This is a genomic window from Paracoccus laeviglucosivorans, from assembly GCF_900182695.1.
In the GTDB taxonomy this organism is placed as follows: Bacteria; Pseudomonadota; Alphaproteobacteria; order Rhodobacterales; family Rhodobacteraceae; genus Paracoccus; species Paracoccus laeviglucosivorans.
In genome coordinates this window covers 58081-78777 of sequence record NZ_FXTK01000019.1, presented here as the reverse complement: position 1 = coordinate 78777, position 20697 = coordinate 58081, and the positions used below count along the sequence as shown (strand labels likewise).

Annotated in this window: 20 protein-coding genes; 6 read left to right on the top strand and 14 right to left on the bottom strand. The window is 62.9% G+C overall.

The genetic code is table 11. The annotated features are described in order from the left end of the window. The first annotated feature begins 117 nt into the window (after nucleotides 1–117). From FN835_RS16835 to FN835_RS16815, 5 genes are all read left to right on the top strand, one after another. Nucleotides 118–543, top strand: a complete 426-nt coding sequence (locus FN835_RS16835; protein ID WP_142664395.1) for a GlcG/HbpS family heme-binding protein — start codon at nucleotides 118–120, stop codon at nucleotides 541–543. 74 nt (nucleotides 544–617) lie between these two features. Beyond that, entirely contained in the window at nucleotides 618–1310 is a 693-nt protein-coding gene (locus FN835_RS16830) for a GntR family transcriptional regulator (protein ID WP_142664394.1), read from the top strand. Between the two features lie 105 nt (nucleotides 1311–1415). Next, nucleotides 1416–2102, top strand: a complete 687-nt coding sequence (locus FN835_RS16825; protein ID WP_221930457.1) for a GntR family transcriptional regulator — start codon at nucleotides 1416–1418, stop codon at nucleotides 2100–2102. Nucleotides 2103–2384: 282 nt separating this feature from the next. Further along, complete coding sequence (locus FN835_RS16820; RefSeq protein ID WP_142664392.1) at nucleotides 2385–5306, top strand: FAD-binding and (Fe-S)-binding domain-containing protein; 2922 nt, start codon at nucleotides 2385–2387, stop codon at nucleotides 5304–5306. A 122-nt stretch (nucleotides 5307–5428) separates the two neighbouring features. Continuing rightward, entirely contained in the window at nucleotides 5429–6700 is a 1272-nt protein-coding gene (locus FN835_RS16815) for a YncE family protein (RefSeq protein WP_142664391.1), read from the top strand. A 61-nt stretch (nucleotides 6701–6761) separates the two neighbouring features. On the opposite strand, the gene FN835_RS16810 is transcribed toward FN835_RS16815, so the two are convergent. The 14 genes from FN835_RS16810 to FN835_RS16745 form a co-directional block, all read right to left on the bottom strand. Next, nucleotides 6762–8093: a 2-hydroxycarboxylate transporter family protein gene (locus tag FN835_RS16810; RefSeq protein ID WP_221930456.1), complete on the bottom strand. Its 1332-nt coding sequence runs from the start codon at nucleotides 8091–8093 to the stop codon at nucleotides 6762–6764. A gap of 23 nt (nucleotides 8094–8116) precedes the next feature. Continuing rightward, nucleotides 8117–8536 carry an amidohydrolase family protein gene (locus FN835_RS16805; RefSeq protein ID WP_142664390.1) on the bottom strand — a complete coding sequence of 140 codons (420 nt, stop codon included), beginning with the start codon at nucleotides 8534–8536 and terminating at the stop codon, nucleotides 8117–8119. Further along, the gene (locus FN835_RS16800; RefSeq protein ID WP_142664389.1) at nucleotides 8449–8982 is read right to left on the bottom strand and encodes an amidohydrolase family protein; all 534 of its coding nucleotides are present in this window, start codon (nucleotides 8980–8982) and stop codon (nucleotides 8449–8451) included. Before FN835_RS16800 ends, FN835_RS16805 begins: the two co-directional genes overlap by 88 nt. After that, entirely contained in the window at nucleotides 8979–10037 is a 1059-nt protein-coding gene (locus FN835_RS16795) for an AbrB family transcriptional regulator (RefSeq protein ID WP_142664399.1), read from the bottom strand. The genes FN835_RS16800 and FN835_RS16795 overlap by 4 nt, the downstream gene beginning before the upstream one ends. 22 nt (nucleotides 10038–10059) lie before the next feature. Further along, nucleotides 10060–11379 carry a CitMHS family transporter gene (locus tag FN835_RS16790; RefSeq protein WP_142664388.1) on the bottom strand — a complete coding sequence of 440 codons (1320 nt, stop codon included), beginning with the start codon at nucleotides 11377–11379 and terminating at the stop codon, nucleotides 10060–10062. A 56-nt stretch (nucleotides 11380–11435) separates the two neighbouring features. Then, nucleotides 11436–11723, bottom strand: coding sequence for an antibiotic biosynthesis monooxygenase family protein (locus FN835_RS16785; protein WP_142664387.1), 288 nt, complete (start codon nucleotides 11721–11723; stop codon nucleotides 11436–11438). A 78-nt stretch (nucleotides 11724–11801) separates the two neighbouring features. Further along, the gene (locus tag FN835_RS16780) at nucleotides 11802–12203 is read right to left on the bottom strand and encodes a cupin domain-containing protein (RefSeq protein ID WP_142664386.1); all 402 of its coding nucleotides are present in this window, start codon (nucleotides 12201–12203) and stop codon (nucleotides 11802–11804) included. 9 nt (nucleotides 12204–12212) lie between these two features. After that, complete coding sequence (locus FN835_RS16775; protein ID WP_142664385.1) at nucleotides 12213–13589, bottom strand: NAD-dependent succinate-semialdehyde dehydrogenase; 1377 nt, start codon at nucleotides 13587–13589, stop codon at nucleotides 12213–12215. Nucleotide 13590: 1 nt separating this feature from the next. Beyond that, on the bottom strand, nucleotides 13591–14382 hold the full coding sequence (locus FN835_RS16770) for a hydroxypyruvate isomerase family protein (protein WP_142664384.1): 792 nt from the start codon (nucleotides 14380–14382) through the stop codon (nucleotides 13591–13593). Then, nucleotides 14382–15434, bottom strand: a complete 1053-nt coding sequence (locus FN835_RS16765; protein WP_142664383.1) for an Ldh family oxidoreductase — start codon at nucleotides 15432–15434, stop codon at nucleotides 14382–14384. Before FN835_RS16765 ends, FN835_RS16770 begins: the two co-directional genes overlap by 1 nt. A 14-nt stretch (nucleotides 15435–15448) precedes the next feature. Then, nucleotides 15449–16936 (bottom strand): tripartite tricarboxylate transporter permease, encoded by a 1488-nt coding sequence (locus FN835_RS16760; RefSeq protein ID WP_142664382.1) that lies wholly within the window; start codon nucleotides 16934–16936, stop codon nucleotides 15449–15451. Nucleotides 16937–16946: 10 nt separating this feature from the next. Beyond that, nucleotides 16947–17444 (bottom strand): tripartite tricarboxylate transporter TctB family protein, encoded by a 498-nt coding sequence (locus tag FN835_RS16755; RefSeq protein ID WP_185958728.1) that lies wholly within the window; start codon nucleotides 17442–17444, stop codon nucleotides 16947–16949. 23 nt (nucleotides 17445–17467) lie between these two features. Further along, nucleotides 17468–18442 carry a Bug family tripartite tricarboxylate transporter substrate binding protein gene (locus FN835_RS16750; protein ID WP_142664380.1) on the bottom strand — a complete coding sequence of 325 codons (975 nt, stop codon included), beginning with the start codon at nucleotides 18440–18442 and terminating at the stop codon, nucleotides 17468–17470. A gap of 69 nt (nucleotides 18443–18511) precedes the next feature. Beyond that, a complete protein-coding gene (locus FN835_RS16745) occupies nucleotides 18512–19576 on the bottom strand; it encodes an isocitrate/isopropylmalate dehydrogenase family protein (protein WP_142664379.1) in 1065 nt (354 codons plus the stop codon). 206 nt (nucleotides 19577–19782) lie between these two features. Here FN835_RS16745 and FN835_RS16740 point away from each other — a divergent pair, with 206 nt between their 5' ends. Further along, nucleotides 19783–20676, top strand: a complete 894-nt coding sequence (locus FN835_RS16740; protein ID WP_142664378.1) for a GntR family transcriptional regulator — start codon at nucleotides 19783–19785, stop codon at nucleotides 20674–20676. Nucleotides 20677–20697: the final 21 nt, after the last annotated feature.

Here is a 20697-nt window from a genome sequence, read left to right as displayed (position 1 = left end):
CGACGGCACCGGCGTCGGCCTGCAAGACCTCGCCGTCGCCGCAAAAGTCACACAGATCGCCAAGGAAAAAGGCGTCGCGCTGGAAGTGGAGGTCTGACCACGGGCATGAGAGACCATATGGAAATCGATCTGAATATTGCACAGACGCTTGCGCAAGCTTGCCTGACTCGAGCTGCTGAAATGGGGCTGAAACCGCTGACAATCGCTGTCCTCGACGCGGCCGGTCAGCTGAAGGTGCTGCTGCGTCAAGACGGCACCAGCCTGATGCGCCCGGAAATTGCACAATCCAAGGCCTATGGGGCCATCGCGATGGGCCTGGGCTCGCGATCGCTTTATCAGCGTGCGCAGGAACAGCCCTATTTCATTCAGGCCATGAACGCTCTGGCCGATGGTAAACTGGTCCCGGTGCCGGGCGGCGTCTTGATCAAACATCAGGGCAGCATCATCGGCGCCATCGGCATCACCGGCGACAGCTCGGACAATGACGAAGCCTGCGCCATTCATGCGATCGAGGCAGCCGGGCTAGAGGCCGATGGTGGCTGAAGGCAGTGAAGCCGCTGGCACATTCGGGTCTTGCGATGCTAAACTTCTGAAACATTCGCCGGGACGTTGAATTAATGAGCTATCTACCGGGACCTATCAAGGATCTGCGACGCAAAAGCCTGCACGAGGAGCTGACACAGACGCTTCGCGATCTGATCATCCACGGCCATCTGCCGCCAGGCGTGAAGGTCCCGGAGAAAGAACTTTGCGAACAATATTCCGTTTCCCGCACGCCTTTGCGCGAAGCATTGAAGGTTCTGGCCAATGACGGGCTGGTCGTGCTTGAACCGAACCGCGGCGCCCGTGTCAGCCTGATCACCAAGCAAGATCTGGACGAGGTGTTTCCGGTTCTTGGCGCACTTGAGGCGCTGGCCGGAGAGCTTGCCTGCGCACGCATCACGCCCGAAGAACTCGCCCATATCCGCGAACTGCATGACGGGATGCTGAGCCATTATCAGAAAGGCGATCTGGACAGCTATTTCGACGCCAACCAGGCCATTCACGAAGCATTGCTGGCCGTGGCCAAGAACCCGACGCTGAGCGCGCATCACCGCTCGCTATCGGCCCGCGTCCAACGCGCCCGCTATGTCGCGAACATGACGCCGGAACGCTGGGCACGCGCGGTCGAGGAGCATGAACAGATCATCACCCAGTTGACGGCCAGAGACGGGGTGAAACTGGCGCAGACCCTGCGTCTGCATTTGCAAAACAAGCTGGACGCTGTCAGCAAGCAACTTGAACGGACCAATCATATTCTCAGAAACTGAATTCACTTCTGGCCAATCTGGTAAATTGAATTCTTTTTCTGCCATCGTCGTTGTCTTTCATGCAATCCGACCTATCCTTACCCGATGGCAGATCGGTCAAGGCGCATGAATCACATCGAAACTGAAGAACCCGCACGGACCTCGCGACCGGCAACGCTACACGGCGAAATCGTCACCCGGCTGCGTGATTACGTTGTCGAAGGACATCTGCGTGATGGCGCACGCGTGCCGGAGCGTGAATTATGCGAGGAATTCGGCATCTCTCGCACCCCTCTGCGAGAGGCGCTTAAGGTTCTGGCCTCGGAAGGGCTGATCGAGCTTTTGCCCAATCGCGGCGCGCGCATCAAGGCGCTTGGTCCGGCGGATATAGACGAGCTTTTCGACCTGATGGCGGGTCTTGAGGCCTTGGCGGGGCGACTGGCCTGCGAGCGCATGACCGCCGAGGAGTTCACCCATATCGAAGAGTTGCACCGCAGCATGTATGCGTTTTTCCTGCGCGGCGACCGGCATGGCTATTTCACCTGCAACCAGCAGATTCATGAAGCGATCCTGTCTGCCGCGCGAAATGGCGCGCTGACCGCCAGTTCACGCATCCTTCTGGCCCGACTGCGGCGCGTGCGCTATGCCGCCAACCTTGACAGCAACGGCACACGTTGGAGCGCGGCCGTTCGCGAACACGAACTGATGCTGGACGCACTGCGTCGCCGCGCCGGCGATGAGATGGCGACGATCCTGTTTTCGCATCTGCGCAGCACCAAAACAGCAGTGCTGCGAAACCTTGGTCAGGCGTGATGTAAAAAATGAATTCAATTATTGAATTCATTTTTGGATCGACATAACCTTTCCCTAAGACGTGCCGGGCAGCGGAGGCCGGGCGCGAGGGAGGACTGACCGCGACATCGCCAGACGCGTTGTGGGCGCGAGCGCCCAGATGCCGCTGGCATAGCCCTGCCATCGCATATGTCGATTGGCGGGACGATGGACTGCGACCTTCTGCGCGTCGACCCCAAGCCCCGGCCTATCCCAGTTAAAGGGCCGCGCCATTTTCGGCCCCCAGCCAGAAAGTGTCGCCAGATGAACGCCCCCAACCCGCACCGCCTGCCCCCCGCTGCCCAGAGCGCCGCCCGGTCCCGCTCGCTTGAAGCCGATCTGCGCGGCACCTTGCAGGGCGAGGTTCATTTTGATGACTTCACGCGCGGGCGCTATGCCACGGATGCCTCGATCTATCAGATCATGCCCCGCGGCGTGGCCTTCCCCAAGGACGAAGCCGATATCGCCGCCGCGCTGGAGATCGCCGCCCGCCACGACACGCCCGTCATCGCGCGCGGTGGCGGCACGTCGCAAAATGGCCAGCCCATCGGGCGCGGGCTGGTGCTGGACCTGTCGCGGTCCTTCGGCGGCATTACCGATTACGACCCGGCCGCCAGAACCGTTCGTGTGCGCCCCGGCACGGTCCTGAACACGCTGAACGATCATCTGCGCAAGGACGGGCTGTTTTTCCCGGTCGAGCCATCGACCGCATCGCGTTGCACCATCGGGGGCATGTGCGGCAACAACTCGTCCGGGGCGCGGTCGCTTCGGTTTGGCAAAACGGTCGACAATGTCCTGGCCATCGACGCCATGCTGCATGACGGCACCGCGTTTTCATTGGGCGCGGGCCATGCATCAAGCAATGCCCAGCAGATGATCGGGCAACTGACGGCGATGGCCCGCCAGCATCGCGCGGATATCGAAAGCATTTTCCCCAAGGTCCAGCGCCGCGTCGGCGGCTATAATCTGGACGAATTGCTGCCGGATGATCCGAATTTCGCGCGGCTGCTGGTCGGGTCCGAAGGCACGTTGGCCCTTACCACCGGCGTCACGCTGAAACTGTCACCCCTGCCCCGGCACCGCGTCATGGGCGTGTGCCATTTCCCGAATTTCCGCGCCGCGATGGAAACGACGCAGCATATCGTCGCGCTGGACCCAGTGGCGGTCGAGCTGGTCGATAACAACGTGCTGGTGCTGGGTGCCGATATCCCGTTGTTCGTCAAGACGCTGGGGGACATCACGCGCGGGCAACCCAATTGCCTGCTGCTGGTCGAATTCGCGGGCAACGATCTTGACGCGCTAAAGAACGACCTGAAGCGGCTGGACCAATGCATGTCCGATTACGGCTTTCCGGACGCCGTGGTCGAGGTGGTCGAACCCGCCCGCCAAAAGCCCGTCTGGGAGGTCCGCGAGGCCTGCCTGAACATCATGATGTCGATGAAGGGCGACGGAAAGCCCGTGTCCTTCATCGAGGATTGCGCCGTTCCGCTGGAACATCTGGCCGATTACACCGATGCCGTGACCGAAGTGTTCAGCAAGCACGGCACAGTGGGCACATGGTATGCCCATGCCTCGGTCGGGTGTCTGCATGTGCGCCCGATCCTGAACATGAAGACCGAAGACGGTGTGCGCAAGATGCGCGAAATCGCCGAGGAAACCGCCGATCTGGTGCGCCGCTACAAGGGGTCGTTCTCGGGCGAGCATGGCGATGGAATTTCCCGGTCGGAATTCGTGGAACCGATGTTCGGTGCAAAACTGACCCGCGCGTTCGAGGCGGTGAAGGATGCGTTCGACCCGCAAAATCGCCTGAACCCCGGCAAGATCGTGCGCCCGCTGCGCATGGATGATCGCAGCCTGATGCGCTTTGCGCCGGGCTATGCCCCGATCCAGCCGCAGCAGACGGCGCTGGACTGGTCCGACTGGGGCGGCCTGAATGGCGCGGTCGAGATGTGCAACAATAACGGCACCTGCCGCAAGCTTGCGGGCGGAACCATGTGCCCATCCTATCGCGCGACCCTAGACGAACAGCACGTGACGCGGGGCCGGGCGAATACCCTGCGGCTGGCGATCTCGGGGCAGCTGGGGCCGGATGCCTTCACCTCGGCCGACATGAAGGCGACGATGGATTTGTGCGTGTCCTGCAAGGGCTGCAAGCGGGACTGCCCGACCGGCGTGGACATGGCGCGGATGAAGGTCGAGTTTCTGCACCACTATTACGCCAAGCACGGCCTGCCTCTGCGTGAAAAGCTGATCGCACATCTACCGCGCTATGCCCGCTATGCCAGCTGGCTGGCCCCGCTTTTGAACCTGCGCGACCGCATCCCCTTCGTCGCGCGGTTGTCGGAACGGATGCTGGGCTTTTCGGCGCAGCGCACGCTACCGAAATGGCGTCGCCCGTGGCGTCCCACCGACGCCCCTGCCCGCCCGCGGGATGTGCAGGGCGATGGCCGCGATCTGGTTCTGTTTGGCGACACCTTCAATCGCTATTTTGAACGTGAGAACCTTGAGGCTGCCGAACGTGTGCTGCGCGCCGCCGGTTACCGCCTGCACCGGGTCGAGGCAGGCGGGCGTCCGATGTGCTGCGGGCGGACCTATCTTGCCTCGGGTCAGACCGACGCCGCGCGGGCCGAGGCACGGCGGTCGCTGGACGCGCTGCGCCCCTTTGTCGAACGCGGCGCCCGCGTCATCGGGCTTGAACCGTCCTGCATCATGAGCTTTCGCGATGAAATGACCGCGCTGCTGCCAGCTGCGGAGACGGGTTTCATCCAAGGCAAGGCGTTGATGTTCGAAGAAGCCCTGGCCGCAGATCTGAAATCCGGCGCGGTCACGCTGCCCTTGGCCGATCAGCAAGGCCGCACCGCCCATCTGCACGGCCATTGCCACCAAAAGGCCTTTGCGGCGATGGGCCCGGTCGAAACGGTCCTGCGCGCCGTTCCGGGGTTGCAGGTCCAGCCCATCGAATCCTCGTGCTGTGGCATGTCGGGCGCCTTCGGCTATGCCGCCGAGAATATCGATGTGTCCAAGAAGATGGCCGACCTGTCGCTGCTGCCCGCCGTGCGCAAGGCAGGGAAAGGTGACCTGATCGTCGCAGACGGGACCAGTTGCCGCCATCAGATCCATGACGGCACCGGGCGCGAAGCAATCCATGTGGCCCGCGTGCTGGATCAAGCTTTGCATCAGGAATGAAGGCGGACGCCGGGGCCGCATCCCGGCATAGCTCTTGCGGGGAGGCAGGAGAAGGAGGAGAAGCAATGTTACGACTGATCCGGATTACGTTGCTAGCCGCAACAGCAATGACAGGTCCCGTGATGGCCAAGGACTATTTTCTGGCCAGCGGCCGCTGGGACAATGTGGTGCTGGTCATTGACCTGGAAAAGGCCATCGACCCGGCCAATGACGGCACGCCCAATGCGGTGGTGAATCGGCTGCGGGTCACGCCCGATATCCAGGTCGACGGCCAGACCCAGATTGCCAGCGGTCAGCCCATCATCGTCACCATCGCGCCAGATCACCAACGCGCCTATATCTCGAACCATTCCGGCCAGACCCCGGCAGCCGAGGCCGAGGAATTCCAGCATGGTCATGCGGGGTCGGTGACAGTGGTCGATCTGACCAAGGCGCTGGACCCGGAAGCGAACGAAACGCTGCACGCCGTTCAAGGCTGGATCGACAGTCAGGGCTTTGGGGCCACGGGCTTTGCCCTGCTGCCCGGCGGCACACATGCCGCGCTGGCCCATGCCGAGGCCGAGGGGTTCGAGGATGGCGGCCATCACATCAACATCATCGATCTGGCCGCAGGCAAGGTCACGCACCGCGTTGCGCAGGCTGTCGGCAGCGGCGAAGGTTGCCCGCCGACGGAGCTGGCGCGTTCCGCCCCCGATCCGCGCTTTGGTTGCTATCCTGATACGAACGGCGTCACCGCATCGCCGCTGGGCGGGCCGCAAGGCCTGATCTTTACTGCCAACGGTGGCTCGAATGACGTGTCGGTTATCGACATCCAGCGCGCACTTGCAGCCGAGGACGGGGCCGAAATCGGACGTATTCCGGTGCAGGCGGGCGGCTTTGGCATCACCACGTCACCCGATGGGAAGCTGGTGGCCCATGCATCGCGCGAGGATCCGCGCGATGGTCGCGAAGCCAACACCATCTCGATCATCGACGTCGAAAAAGCGGGTGCGGACCCGGCCAGCGCCGAAGTCGCGCGCATCCGGGTCGGCACCGATGACGCAAACGAACCGTCGCGCCCCTTCGTCGCGGCCTTCACGCCGGACGGCACGCAGATCGTGACGACGAATTTTCGCACCAACAATATCGACATCATCGATGTCGGCCGCGCGGTCGCCGGGCAGGATGCCACGGTCGCGCGTATTCCGCTGGAAACCGGCTCAGACGATCCGTCGCGCCCGCGCGGCATCGCAATCACGCCCGATGGGCAATATGCCGCGATCACTGGCGCGCCGCCAAAGAACGGACCTAATTCCAGCATGGTCTGGATCGTCGATCTGAAGCAGCACAAGCCCGTCGGGCGTGTGACGCAGATCGGGTCGGAAAGCTACATGATCGGGCATTTCGCGCAGTAACCGGACCTGCAAACCAAAGGATCGGGGCCGGGCGCAGTCATACGTCCAGCCCCGGTTGTCATCAGACCAAAAGCGTCATCAGGATCAGCGCCACCGCGACCGTGATGCCGCCGCCGATGCGCGTGGCAATCTGGGCAAAGGGCATCAGCATCATCCGGTTCGATGCCGACAGGATAGCGATATCCCCTGCCCCGCCCATGCCGCTATGCGTGCTGGTGACGATCGCGGCCTCGATCGGATAAAGTTTGACCAGGCGTGCCGTGAGATACCCGGATGCAGTCATCGTGATCACCGTGACGACGATGGTGATCAGGTTGGCCGGTGCAAAACCCTCGACCAGTTTTTCCCAAGGCGTCAGCACGATGCCGAAGGCAAACAGCATGGGATAGGCGATTGCGGTCAGGCAGAACTTGTAGACGGTATAGGAACCCGATTGCAGGCGCGGCGTGATGCCGTGAAACAGCTTCAGCGCGACGGCCAGCGCCAGCATCACCACAGGCGCGGGAAAGGCGAACAGTTGCTGCGCCAGCGCGCCGGTCAGGTAAAGCGTGACCGCGATCATCCCGGCAGCGGCGATGTTCTGGACATTGCCGTCAGCCTTTACCTCGGTCCCGGCCAGCAGGTCGTCATCGCCGGTGGGTTGCAGCTTGCCCTCGCCCGTCAGGTGCGGACGGCGGCGACCCAAAGAGTTTAGCGCACCCGCGCAGATGATGGCCGTCAGGTTGCCGACAAGGATCGCGGGCATCACGCGGGCCAGAATCTCGCCCTGATCCATTCCCGTGATGCCGTGATAGCCGACCGAAAGCGGGATCGCACCTTCGCCAACACCGCCCGCCATGATCGGCGCGACGATGAAAAAGAACGTGTCCCACGTGCCAAGGCCCAGCAGCGTTCCGACCGTCGTGCCCACCGCCGCCGCGCAGATAGAACCGACGAAAAGCGGCACGAAAACCTTCATGAAGCCCTTAATCAGCGTCTCGCGTTCCATGCTTAGGATCGAGCCGACGATGACCGCTGCGATAAAGACGTAAAGCACGCCGGTGGATTTGAAGAAGGTCTCGACCACCGAAGTCATCTGCTCGGGGATCCAGCCGCGATAGGCCAGATAGGACGGCACGAAGGTCACAACGACCGCCGCCCCGCCGATATTGCACACGATGGGCATGCGCTTGCCGATTTCGCCCAGCGTAAAGGCAAAGGCGGCCATGATGCCGATGACGAAGGCCAGATCGCCCTTGATCTTGCCCATCATAGTAAAGGCCGCCAACACCACGACCAGCAGAGCATAGATCGGCAGGGGAATGATCCCCAGATCATGGTCCATCAGTCTTTTCCAGGCATTGCGGCCCGATGCGTCGGCCCGGTGCGCGGGCGTGTCGGTCATATGGGTCATGTTTCCCCCAAGAAAGATCGCATTCAGCCGAATGCGGGAAAGTCGAAAATTCGCGCCGGATTGTGCGAAAGGATGGCTGTGGACAGGGCCTCGCTGCCCGCCCATATGCGCAGGCGCTGCAGGTCGGACGCGTCGTCGATCTGGCGGAATGGCTCGATGGCTTCGGGGCCGCGCTTGGCACGATCCGCCCCGCCGCCGGTATGGGGCCAGTCTGACGCCCAGACCATGTGTGCAGGGGCCGCCTGGATCATCGCCTCGGCGGCAGGGCGCAGGTCGGCATAGTTCGGATCGGTCGAGCCGACACGGTAAGGCGCAGACAGCTTGACGCAGGCCCGGCCTTCACCCAAGGCCGCGATCAGCCGCTTAAATGCCGGGTCGGCAGTCCCGTTGCCGACCTTGAACCCCGCAAAATGGTCAAGGATCGGCAGCCGTCGCCAAAGCATGACAGGTCCACGACCTGCGCCGCCGTGTGCAGATCCACATATAGCTGAACCGCCATGCCACCACTGGCGACGCGGTTTGCCGTGGCCCTGATAACCTCGATCTTATCGACCGGAGCTCCGCCTTGGCGGTCCTCAAAGTTGACGCGAACCGCGCGGACGCCCGCGGCATGCAGGTCTGCCAGTTCCTTATCGGTGGTGGCAAGCGGGTCGATCACCGCGACACCACGCGCCGCAGCGCCAAGGCTGCGCAACCCGTCCAGCAAGCAGGCATTGTCGGTGCCATAAACGCTGGGCTGCACCAGCACGCAGCGGCCCGCATTCAGCAAGGCCATGTTCGCGCGCAGTTCGGGCAGCAGCGCGCGTGGCGGCGTATAGGCCCGGCCCGCCGCATAGGGAAAATTCTTCGGATCGAAGATATGGACATGCGTATCGCAGATTGCGGTCATTTTCTGCTCTCCGATTTGGTGGATTTCTGGATCGTGAAACGCGCGATCAGCGGCGTCCCAAGGATGACGATAAAGATCCGCGTCAGATGGTGGATCACGACAAAACCCAGATCGGCCCCGGCAACGATGGCCAGCATGGCCATTTCCGCCTGACCGCCTGGCGCGAAAGCCAGAAAGCCCTCGACCGCCGGGGCAAGACCGGTCAGCGTCACGAATTCGGTAAAGATCGCGGCCAGTGCCGCAAGGATCAGCACAAAGGCCGCACCAGAAAAAACGGTATGGCGCAATTCGCGCAATGTGACACCGGCATAGCTGGCGCCGATGCCCGTGCCGATCAGGAACTGCGCCGCCAGCAGCACCTCGCGCGGGGGGCGCGTGTGCAGCACGTCGGACAGCGACAGGACCGCGGACAGAAACAGCGGACCAAGGATTGCGGCCCCGAACAGGCCGATCCGCTCGCCCCCTTTCCAGCCGATCAGGGCAACCAGCACCATGATGCCCATTTCATGCAGCGGCAGATCGGCAGCAGCAGCACCCAGCGGATTGGTCAGGCTGACGCCGTAAAGCTGGGTCAGAAGGATGGGCGCGACGGTCATGATGACCAGCAGCCGCGTGACATGCACCAGCGAAAGCTGTCGCACATTCGCACCCGCTTCCTGTCCCAGCACGGTCATATCCGCCGACCCGCCGGGCATCGCGGCATAAAACGCGGTGATCGGATCGAAGCCGCAGACCTTGCGAAAGAACGGCACTCCGATCAGCGCGATGATGACGATATAGACCGGCACCAGCATCACCGACAGCGCCATGGTCGGCAGCTTCGCCACCAGCGCCGGGGTGATCGAGGTGCCGATGGCCACGCCAAGCACCGTCCGCGCGCCGACCGATACCTGTCCCAGCCCTTTCAGCGGTGCGCCAAGCAGCGCACCGACCAGACAACCTGCCATCGGGCCGAACAGAAACGGCAGCGGCAGATCAAGCAAAAGAAACGTGACGAGACCTGCCGTCGCGATGATCAAGGTCAGTGACTGGCGCAAGATCGACGATTGGGACATGGTCATTCGCCCTGCTGTGTTTTCAGAAGCCAAGGCCTTGCGGCAAGGGGATCACGCCGGTCAGGACCGTGCCCAGCAGCATCAGCAGGCAGGGGATCAGCGCCCATTTCACGGTAAAGCGCAGGAATTCGCCCAGCTCGACCTTGGCCAGCCCCATCAGCAGGTACAGCGACGGCACAAGCGGGCTAAGCTGGTGCAGCGGCTGTCCCACCAGCGACGCACGGGCGATCACTTCGGGCGGAATGTCATGGGCCGCAGCGGCCTGCGCCAGAACCGGAACCACCCCGAAGTAAAAGGCGTCATTGGACAGGAAGAAGGTGAACGGCGCCGAGGCGATCGCGGTAATCAGCGGCAGCCAGTCGCCATGGCCTTCGGGGATGATGTAAAGGATGCTTTGCGCCAGCGCATCGGTCATGCCGGTGCCGTTCAGGATGCCGGTAAAGACGCCCGCCGCAAAGATCACCGACGACACAGCCAGCGCGCTGGGTGCGTGCGAGGCGATCCGTTCGCGCTGATCGGCAATATTCGGGAAGTTGACGGTGATCGCGATGCCAAAGGCGATCATGAACAGGATCGGCAGCGGTGCGATGTCGATGACAAGCATGCACATCAGACCGACGGTCAACGCGATGTTGAAGCCCGCGCGCCATCCCGTCGCAGGCTGAACGCTGGGATCGGGATTGGCGAATTCCTCACCCGCGGCTACGCGGTCCTGCGGCATGGTCAGCTTGCCGATGCGGGCGCGTTCACGCAGGCCCATGAAATAGGCGATGCCAAGCACACCCAAGGTCGCCAGCGCCATCGCGGGCAGCAGTGGGACGACGACCTGTCCCGCATCGACGTTCAGCGCCGCCATCGCGCGGGCACTGGGGCCACCCCAGGGCATGATGTTCATGATGGCGTTCGGCATCAGGATCATCGCGGGCAGGATCAGCGGATTGATCCCCAACCGGCGATGCATAGGCATCATGGCCGTCACGCAAAGCATGTAGGTGGTCGAACCATCCCCATCCAGCGAGATGATGGACGACAGGATTGCCGTGCCCACCACAACCCGCATCGGGTCGCCATGGGATATGCGGATCACCCGCCGGACGATGGGGTCGAACAGGCCGACATCAATCATCAGGCCGAAATACAGGATGGCGAACATCAACAGCACGCCGGTCGGCGCGATCGAACGAATGCCGTCGATCATCATGTCGGGCACGACAGGAAGATAACCGCTCAACGTGGCGAAGGCCAAAGGGACCAGGATCAGGGCGATCAAAGCGGATAGGCGCCCTGACATGATCGAGGCCATGAAGACCGCAATCATGGAATAGGCAAGTAGAGTGGTCACTGGTTATCTCCCTTTGGTGTAGGCTCTTTTGCGGATTGCGCCGCAGGTCTGTGTGGTCAGGCCAGCACATCACGCGAATGCGTGACCTTCGGCGGCTGCGCGAAAAAGGGTGACGCGAGACGCCGCCACTCCTGGAAGTCGTCCGAGTTGCGGAAGGTCACGGTATGGTCCTCGACCGTTTCCCATTTCACGACCAGCCGATAGACGTCGGGCGTTTCCACGACACGGTGCAGACGCACCCCGTGGCAGCCCTTGGCGCGCAGGAAATAGGGTTTCGCCTCGGCCACGGCGGCTTCAAAGCGTTCAGGATCGGTGACGGTGATTTCGGCGATTTCCACGAACATGGCAGACTCCGGACATAAGGGATTGGTCCGGGCGACGCAGACGCCGCCCGGCTATGGCTGTGCAGGATGGCAGGCAGGTCAGCCCTTGCCGTGTTCCGCGTCGATGGTGCGGGTTTCGCCGGTCGCGATCATCGTGCGGGTGGCGTCGATGGTCGCGTAGGTCCAGAAGATGCGCATCGGCTTATCGGTCGCGTTGATGAAGCGATGCGGGATATTCGCCGGAATCCATGTCGTGTCGTTGGTGTTCAGGTGGTGCTGAACGCCGTCGATCTCGGCGATGGCCTGACCTTCGATGACCATGACGCTTTCTTCGCAATTGTGCATGTGCATGCCGATGGCCGCGCCCGGATCAAAAGCAGTTATTCCATTGATCATGCTGGTCGAGCCGCAGCTGCGCGTGACCAAAGGCGTGGTGCGCGCACCACCGCCACGGTCGTTGGTCTTCAATTCGGACGGACGAAGGATGGCAGGTTCAGCCATGTTCTCACCTCACTTGGCAGGACCGGTCCAGACGGTCTTGATGTTGACGAATTCGCGGATGCCGTAGACGCCCAGCTCGCGGCCATAGCCCGAACGCTTGATGCCCCCGAACGGATAGCGCGGGTCGGATGCGGTCATGCCGTTGATGAACACCGCGCCCGCGTCGATGCGGCGCGCCAGTTCGCGACCGCGCACCGCGTCACCGGTCCAAAGCGCGCAGCCAAGACCGTATTCGCTGTCATTGGCCATCTGAACGGCATGTTCGGCATCGCGCGCGCGGATGATCGCGGCGACGGGGCCAAAGGTCTCCTCGACAAAGGCGACCATGCCGGGTTTCACATTGTCCAGAACGGTCGGCGGGTAATAGAAACCATCGCCTTCGATCGGCGAGCCGCCCAGCTTCAACTCGGCCCCTTCGGCAACGGAACGCAGCACCTGATCGTGCAGCGTGTCGCGCAGGTTGCCGCGCGCCATCGGGCCGATCCTCGTGTCGCGCTCCATCGGGTCGCCCACTTTCAGCGCCGCCGCCTTTTCCACGAACAGCGCGGTGAACCGCTCGGCCACGGCTTCCTCGACGATGAAGCGTTTGGCGTTGACGCAGGACTGGCCCACATTGATGTAGCGCGCCTTGATCGCGACTTCGGCCGCAGCTTCCAGATCAGCATCTGCCAGCACGATGAACGGGTCCGAACCGCCCAGTTCCAGCACCTGCTTTTTCAGCGCCGTGCCCGCCTGTGCCGCGACAATCGCGCCCACCTGGGTCGAGCCGGTCAGCGTCACCGCGGCAATCCGGTCATCCGCGATGATGCCCGCGACTTGCGAGTTGTCGATCAGCAGCGTCGCGGTCAGACCGACGGGGGTGCCTGCCTTTTCCATGACTTCCTGCACGGCCAGCGCACATTCCGGCACATTGTTGGCATGTTTCAGGATCGCACCATTGCCTGCGGCCAAGGCCGGGGCGGCAAAGCGGAAATACTGCCAGAACGGATAGTTCCACGGCATGATCGCCAGCACGACGCCCAGCGGATCGAATTCGACCACCGTTTCGGCGGCAGGGTTCGGCATGGGTTCATCGGCCAGATATTGCGGCGCATGTTCGGCATAGAAGTCGCAGTTATAGGCGCATTTCTCGATCTCGCCTTCGGCTTCGGCCAAGGGCTTGCCCATCTCGCGCACGATCATTTCGGCGTAACGCGCCTTGTCTGCACGTAGCACCTGCGCGATGCGGGTCAGCAGCTTGACGCGCTCGGCGATGGGAACCAGCCGCCATTCGCGCTGCGCCTTGGCCGCCGCTTCCAGCGCGGCATCGACCGCTGCGGCGTCTTGCAAAGCAAAGCTTTTGATCGGCGCGCCGGTCGCCGGGTTGATGGATGTGATCTGCGTCATCTCAGGCTCCTTGGTTCATGCCGGAAGCGTCGGGGAGGAGACGCTTCCAGCCCGCCAGAAAGCGCGTGCTTTCCGTCGTCGTAATGCTGGGGATGTATTCAAAGCCGATGGCGCCGCCGTAGCCCGCGGCCTGCAGCGCCGAAAGCATGGCGGCAAAGTCGATCCGGCCCGTGCCCGGTTCGTGCCGCCCCGGATGGTCGGCCATATGGACATGCCCGATCCGCGCCGCATTGGCTGCAATCCATTGCGCGGGGTCGGTATCCAGAACGGCGGCATGATAGCTGTCGATCAGCAGCGCCGGACGGCCTGCGAAGGCGTCCTGTGTCTTTGCCGCGGCCTCCAACGTGCCCATGAAATAGCCGGGGATGGTGATCGCCTCGATCAGAACACGCATCCCCGCGGCGTCGGCCTGTTCCAGCGCCCAGCCCAGATTGGCCTGATAGGTTCCGGCAGCATCCAGCCAACTGCCCTGCACCACGCCCGCCATCGGATGGACGAACGGGCAGCCGATCTGCTGGGCATAGTCCAATGCGCGCTGGAAACCTGCGCGAAACTCGGTCTCGCGGCCCGGCAGGCAGGCCAGCCCCTTTTCGCCCGGCCCGCCCATGCCCGAGGTGATCTGTGCAAACGTCAGACCCAGATCATTCAGGCGTTGGCGCATCTGCGGCGCGGGGATGTCATAGGGGCCGGGATGTTCGACCGCGGTAAAGCCGTCATGCGCCGCCGCCGCCAGCCGTTCGGCCAGCGGCAGGTCGGCATAAAGATAGCCGATATGGGCGGACAGCCGGTTCATCACGCGGCCTGCGGAAAGCTGATGCCCAAGCGCGCGCCTTCGGCGGTCAGGTCGGCAATCACATTGTCTGTGACGGGGATGCCATCGCGGCGGCGCTGCGCCTCGCGGCGTTCCTCGGGTTCGCCGGGCAGCATGATCTCATCGACGCCGGCCGCACGGGGCAGTTCCTTGATCCGTTCATAGAACGTGTCCATGCGCGCGCCGAAATCGGTCAGCGACATGAACAGGTCGGGCTTGATGGCAAAGAACAAGTGGCCGACATTCTGCGGTTCGGAATGGTCGAAATACAGCGACTTGACGTCACCGCCGAAATTCGCCCCGGTCAGCACGCCCGACATCAGATCCATCAGCGTCCCAAGGACCGAGCCTTTGACGCCGCCAAATGGCAGGCAGACCCCTTCGAATGCTTTGGCCGCGTCGGTGGTCGGGTGGCCGTCCACGTCCAGCGCCAGACCTTCGGGGATTGGGTCGCCCTTCATCGCGGCCAGCCGGATCTTGCCGCGCGCGATGACGGTCATCGCCATGTCCATGACATAGGGCGGATATTTGCCGCCCGGAATGCCCGCCGCGATGGGGCTGGCCCCAAGAAAGGTCGTGCGCCCGCCCCACATCGGGATCGCGGGCGACGAGTTGGTGAAGATCAGCGAGATGTAACCCCGTTCGATCGCGCGCAGCGCATAGCACGCCCCCATGCCGAAATGGGTGGAACGATGCACGCCGACCAGACCGATCCCCATATCGGCGGCCAGATCGCAGGCCGTATCCATCGCGATATGCGACGGGATAAAGCCCATGCCATTATCGCCATCGACATGGGCCACCGCGCCCGCCACCTTTTCGACCTGAACCACGGGACGCGGATTGACCAGCCCGTGACGCAGTCGCTCCAGATACATCGGTATGCGCGACACTCCATGACTGTCGATGCCGCGCAGGTTCGCCTTGACCAGATCGCCCGCGATGATGGCTGCATCAGCGTCGCGCATGCCCGCTGATACGAACATGGCTTGGGCAAATTCCTGCAACGCTTCGGGGGTAAAGGTCTGGGTCATAGTCGGCTCCGTATTCATGCGGCACTTCTGCGGCGGCGAAGGATAAAGGGCAGGATCACCAACAGGGCTGCGATAATCAGCAGCGACAGCGACAGGGGCTGGGTCAGAAAGACGGTCGCATCGCCTTGGCTGATGGTCAGCGCACGTCGGAATTGCTGCTCGGCCAGCGGGCCAAGGATCAGACCGACGATGCAAGGCGCCACCGGGACCGAGAAGCAGCGCATCCCAAAGCCGATGATCCCGATGATCCACAACAGGACCACATCGGTGATGTTGTTGTTCAGCGTATAGGCGCCCATCGTCGCGAACAGCAGGATACCTGCATAAAGCCACGGCCGGGGAACCGTCAGAACTTTGACCCAGACGCCGACCAGCGGCAGGTTCAGGATCAGCAGCATCAGGTTGCCGATATACAGGCTGGCGATCAGGCCCCAGACCAGTTCCGGCTGCTTGTCGAACAGCGTCGGGCCGGGCTGGATGCCATATTGCTGGAATGCCGCCAGCATGATCGCCGCCGTGGCCGAGGTGGGCAGACCCAGCGCCAGCAGCGGGGCCAGCACCCCGGCAGCCGATGCGTTATTGGCGGCCTCGGGTCCGGCGACGGCCTCGATTGCGCCCTTGCCGAATTCCTCGGGATTCTTGGACAGGCGCTTTTCGGTCAGATAGGACAGGAAGGTCGGGATTTCCGATCCGCCCGCAGGCAGCGCGCCGATCGGGAAACCCAGCGCCGTGCCGCGCAACCACGGCTTCCACGACCGCCGCCAGTCCTCTCGGCTCATCCATTTCGAGCCTTTGAGGGCATAGATTTCCTCGGTCTCGTAGCGGTGGCGGGCAAGGGTGAACAGCGTCTCGCCCACTGCGAACAGGCCAACCGCGACGACGACCACGTCGATGCCGTCCAGCAGTTCGGGAATGCCCAGCGTGAATCGCGCCTGCCCGGTTTGCAGATCAATCCCGACCAGCCCCAGCGCCAGCCCGAACAGCAGGCTTGCAAGACCGCGCGACAGGGAATTGCCCAGAACCGCCGTCACCGTGGTCAGCGCCAGCACCATCAGCGCGAAATAGTCCGCAGGGCCGAAGAGAAGCGCCAGCTTGACCATCAGCGGGGCCACAAAGGTCAGCGCGATGGTGGCGATCGTGCCCGCGACGAATGAGCCGATGGCTGCGGTGGCCAGCGCCTGCGCGCCGCGTCCCTGCCGCGCCATCGCATGGCCGTCCAGCGCCGTGACGATGGACGCGCTTTCGCCGGGCGTGTTCAGCAGGATCGAGGTGGTCGAGCCGCCATACATCGCGCCGTAATAGATGCCCGCGAACATGATGAACGCCGAGGCGGGTTCCATCCCATAGGTCACGGGCAGCAGCAGTGCCACGGTCAGCGCGGGCCCGATGCCGGGCAGAACCCCGATGGCCGTGCTAAGGACGACACCAAGGAAGCACCAGCCAAGATTGCCCATGGTCGTGGCAACCGAAAAGCCGTGCATGAGGGCGTTGAAGGTTTCCATCATCGCCCCCTTAGATCTCGACGCCGAAATGCATCAGGACCTGCTCGACGACCGTGCCGATGGGCAGCGCCAGATCAAGGCCGCGGTCAAACAGAACGAAGGTCGCGGCAGTCAGGATCACGCCCAGGATCAACGAACGCAGCACGCGGCGTTCGCCGAAGGCATGGGCGACGGTCGCATACATCAGCGACCCGGCGATGATCCAGCCCAGCCATTCCAGCGTCAGGATCATCAGCAATAACGCGACGGCCCCCTGAAACGCAGCCCGCAGGTCCAATTCGGGGAAGGGCTCGCCCTGCCCGCGCAGCACCCATGCCTCATAGCACAGGCGCAGACCGACCAGCAGCAGGCCCCCGCCCATCAGCGCCGGAAACAGGCCAGGTCCGACGGCCGCCTTGGTGGCGATCGACGGCCGGCTGGCCACGTCGAACAGCATATAGCCGCCCAGTCCCAGGCAAAAAATGCCCGGAACCAGTTCCGCCAGATGCAGGCGATGCGGCGATGACATGACAGGTCCCCCCTCGCCCGCCATCAGAGCACGCCTGCGTCCTTGAGGGCTTGCCCGATGCGGGTGGTTTCCTCGGTCAGGAAGGCGCCGAATTCATCGGCGGGCTGATAGCTGTCGATCCAGCCGCGTGTCTTCAGCGCCTCGGCCCATTCGGGAGATTTGACCATCTCGGCGATGGCTGCCGTCAGCGCGTCGCGGTCGGCATCCTTCATGCGGGGATTGGCGACGATGCCGCGCCAGTTCTGCACTGCCAGATCAATGCCGGATTCCTTGAAGGTCGGGACGTCTACACCCTCGATCCGGGTTTCGCCGGACACGGCCAGCGCGCGCAAATCGCCGCTGTCCACCTGCGCGCGGAATTCCTCATAGCCGGAAATCCCGACCGTCGCATGACCACCCAGAACCGAGGCCAGAACCTCGCCGCCGCCTGCATGGACGACATAGTTGATCGCGGTCGGATCGACGCCTGCCGCTTTAGCAAACAGCCCGGCCGTCACATGGTCCACCCCGCCGATCGAGCCACCGGCCCAAGACACCGCACCGGGATTTTCCTTCAGCTTGGCGACCAGATCGGCCAGCGTCTTGATGTCGGAGCTGGCGGGCACCACGATGGCGTCCACGTCGCCCATCAGGCGGGCGATGGGCGTCACATCCTTCAGCGTGACCGCCGACTGGGTCGAAAGCACCCCGCCGACCAGCGCAAAGCCGACGATCAGCGCGGTAGGTTTGCGCGGACGCGTGGTCACGAATTGCGCCAGGCCCACGGTTCCACCGCCGCCCGCGACGTTCACCACCTCGACCGCCGAAACCAGTCCCTTGGACTGCAACACGCCCTGCACGGCACGAGCCAGCTGGTCATAGCCCGAACCGGGGCTGGACGGCGCCAGAAGTTCCAGCGAAGACAACATCGCCTCGGCCCGCGCACTGGCGGGGATCATGGCTGCGGCAGCCGTGCCTGCAAGCAGGACACCAAAGGCGCGACGCGTCAAATCGGTCATGTTCATTCCTCCCTTTTGGTCCCCTCCCGGACCGTGGTTAAGATGGCCCATCAAGGGCCACCCGATAGGTCAGGCGTTGGCCAGCGCAGTGATCACTGCATCGGTGAATGCCGACGTGCCCAGCTTGCCACCCAGATCGGCGGTGCGGCTTTCGGGTTGGTCCAGCACGCTTTCGATCGCAGCCTCGATGGCGCGGGCGGCGTCGTTCAGCGCCGGTTTGTCGTGCTTGGTGCCAAGGAAATCCAAAAGCATCGCGGCGGACAGGATCAGCGAGGTCGGATTGGCCTTGCCCTGCCCCTGAATGTCGGGGGCCGAACCATGCTGCGCCTGCGCCACGCAGACATCCGCGCCCTGGTTGATCGAGCCGCCCAGCCCAAGGCTGCCGCACAGTTCCGAGGCCTCATCCGACAGGATGTCGCCAAACATGTTGGTGGTGACGATGACGTCGAAGGCGTCGGGCTTGCGGATCAGCAGCGCGGCGGTGGCATCGACGATCAGTTCCTCAAGCTGCACATCCGGGTATTCGGCAGCAACCTTGCGGACTTCGCGCAGGAACAGCCCGTCGGACAGCTTGACCACGTTGGCCTTGTGAACGGCGGTGACCTTTTTGCGGCGACCGCGTGCCAGCTCGAACGCCGCCTTGGCGACATTGTGCGAGGCGCGGGCCGTGATCTTGCGCACCGACAGCGCCATGTCGGGATCGGGCATGAATTCGCCCGTGCCTGCGAACATGTTGCGGTCGGAATAGAAGCCTTCGGTGTTCTCGCGCACGATGATCAGGTCCATCGGCTTACGCAGCACGGTCAGGTCGGGCCGCGACTTGCAGGGCCGCACGTTCGCGAACAGCTCGAACTTGACGCGCAGCTCGCCCGAGGGGTTGATGCCGCCCTTGTCGCGGGTTGGATAGTCGTAGTGCGACACCGGTCCAAGGATCACGCCATCGACCTCGGGGATGCGCTTCATCACCGCGTCGGGCAGGGTCGTGCCTTGTTCGGCCAGCGATTTCAGACCGATATCGGCCTGTTCAATCTGTAGGCCAAGGCCGAATTTCCGGTCGGCCTGATCCAGCACCGACAGCGTCGCTTCGGTGATCTCGGGGCCGATCCCATCTCCGGGCAGAACCAGAAGGCGCACGTCGTTCATCCTTGTTGTTAGTTGAGAGCGGGCGGCAAGCAGGCCGGAATTCCGGCGGCTGTCCGGCGCGACCCCTCCCATGTGGTCTTTTACCGTCTATAAATGCCAAATATTCCCCGATTCGGTTTTTTGCAATACAAAAATGCCACATGACTTGGCAGCAGGCTTTATGCATGCCATTTCTTTGGGAAATCAGTCGGTGCATCATGACCAACCTTGCCAACACCCTTGTCAGCCAGATCGCGGCACATATCAGCGCAGACGGACTGCAGCCGGGTGATCGGCTGACGGAACGCAAACTGGCAGAACAGTTTCGTGTCTCGCGTTCACCCGTTCGGGCCGCGCTGAAGCAGCTGGAGGATGCCGGCGTCCTCGTCTCCGGGGATCGTAGCGGCTATCGGTTGATCGATGTCGCTGCGGCCGAAGATTTCAATTCGCCCACTGCCGAAGTGGATGAGGATGAAAAAATCTATCTTCAGATCGCCGATGACCGCGTGTCCGGTCGCCTGCCCGAGCGGATCACGGAGAGCGAATTTCAACGCCGTTACGACCTGACAAAAGGCCGCCTGACCAAACTTTTGCGGCGCATGGCTTTGGAGGGTTGGATCGAGCGGCTACCGGGTCACGGCTGGGAATTCCTGCCCGTCCTTACCTCGCTTGAGGCATATCGAGACAGCTATCGCTTTCGCCAGTTGATCGAACCCGCTGCCCTGCTGGAGCCGCGATTCGAGTTGAACCGTCAAGCATTGGAAAGCCGCCTTTCCGAGCAGCGCTGGCTGGTCGAAGGCGGTATATGGACAGTGCCGGATGCAAAACTGTTCGAATTGAACAGCGGGATGCACGAATCGGTCATAGAATGCAGTCAGAACATCTTTTTCATCGACGCGCTGAAACGCGTGGACCGACTGCGCCGCCTGATCGACTATCGCCAGATGCTGGACCGTGACATCGCCCGAGAACGCTGCATCGAACATGTGGAGTTGCTGTATCTGGTCCTGCAGGGTCGAAACGAAGATGCGTCGGAATTCATGCGTAAGCACTTGGCGTCGCTCGGCCCGCTGAAAGGCCGTGCGCGCGCTGCAATTTCGGCAGATACCTGAAAGATACGGACGCAAAAACGT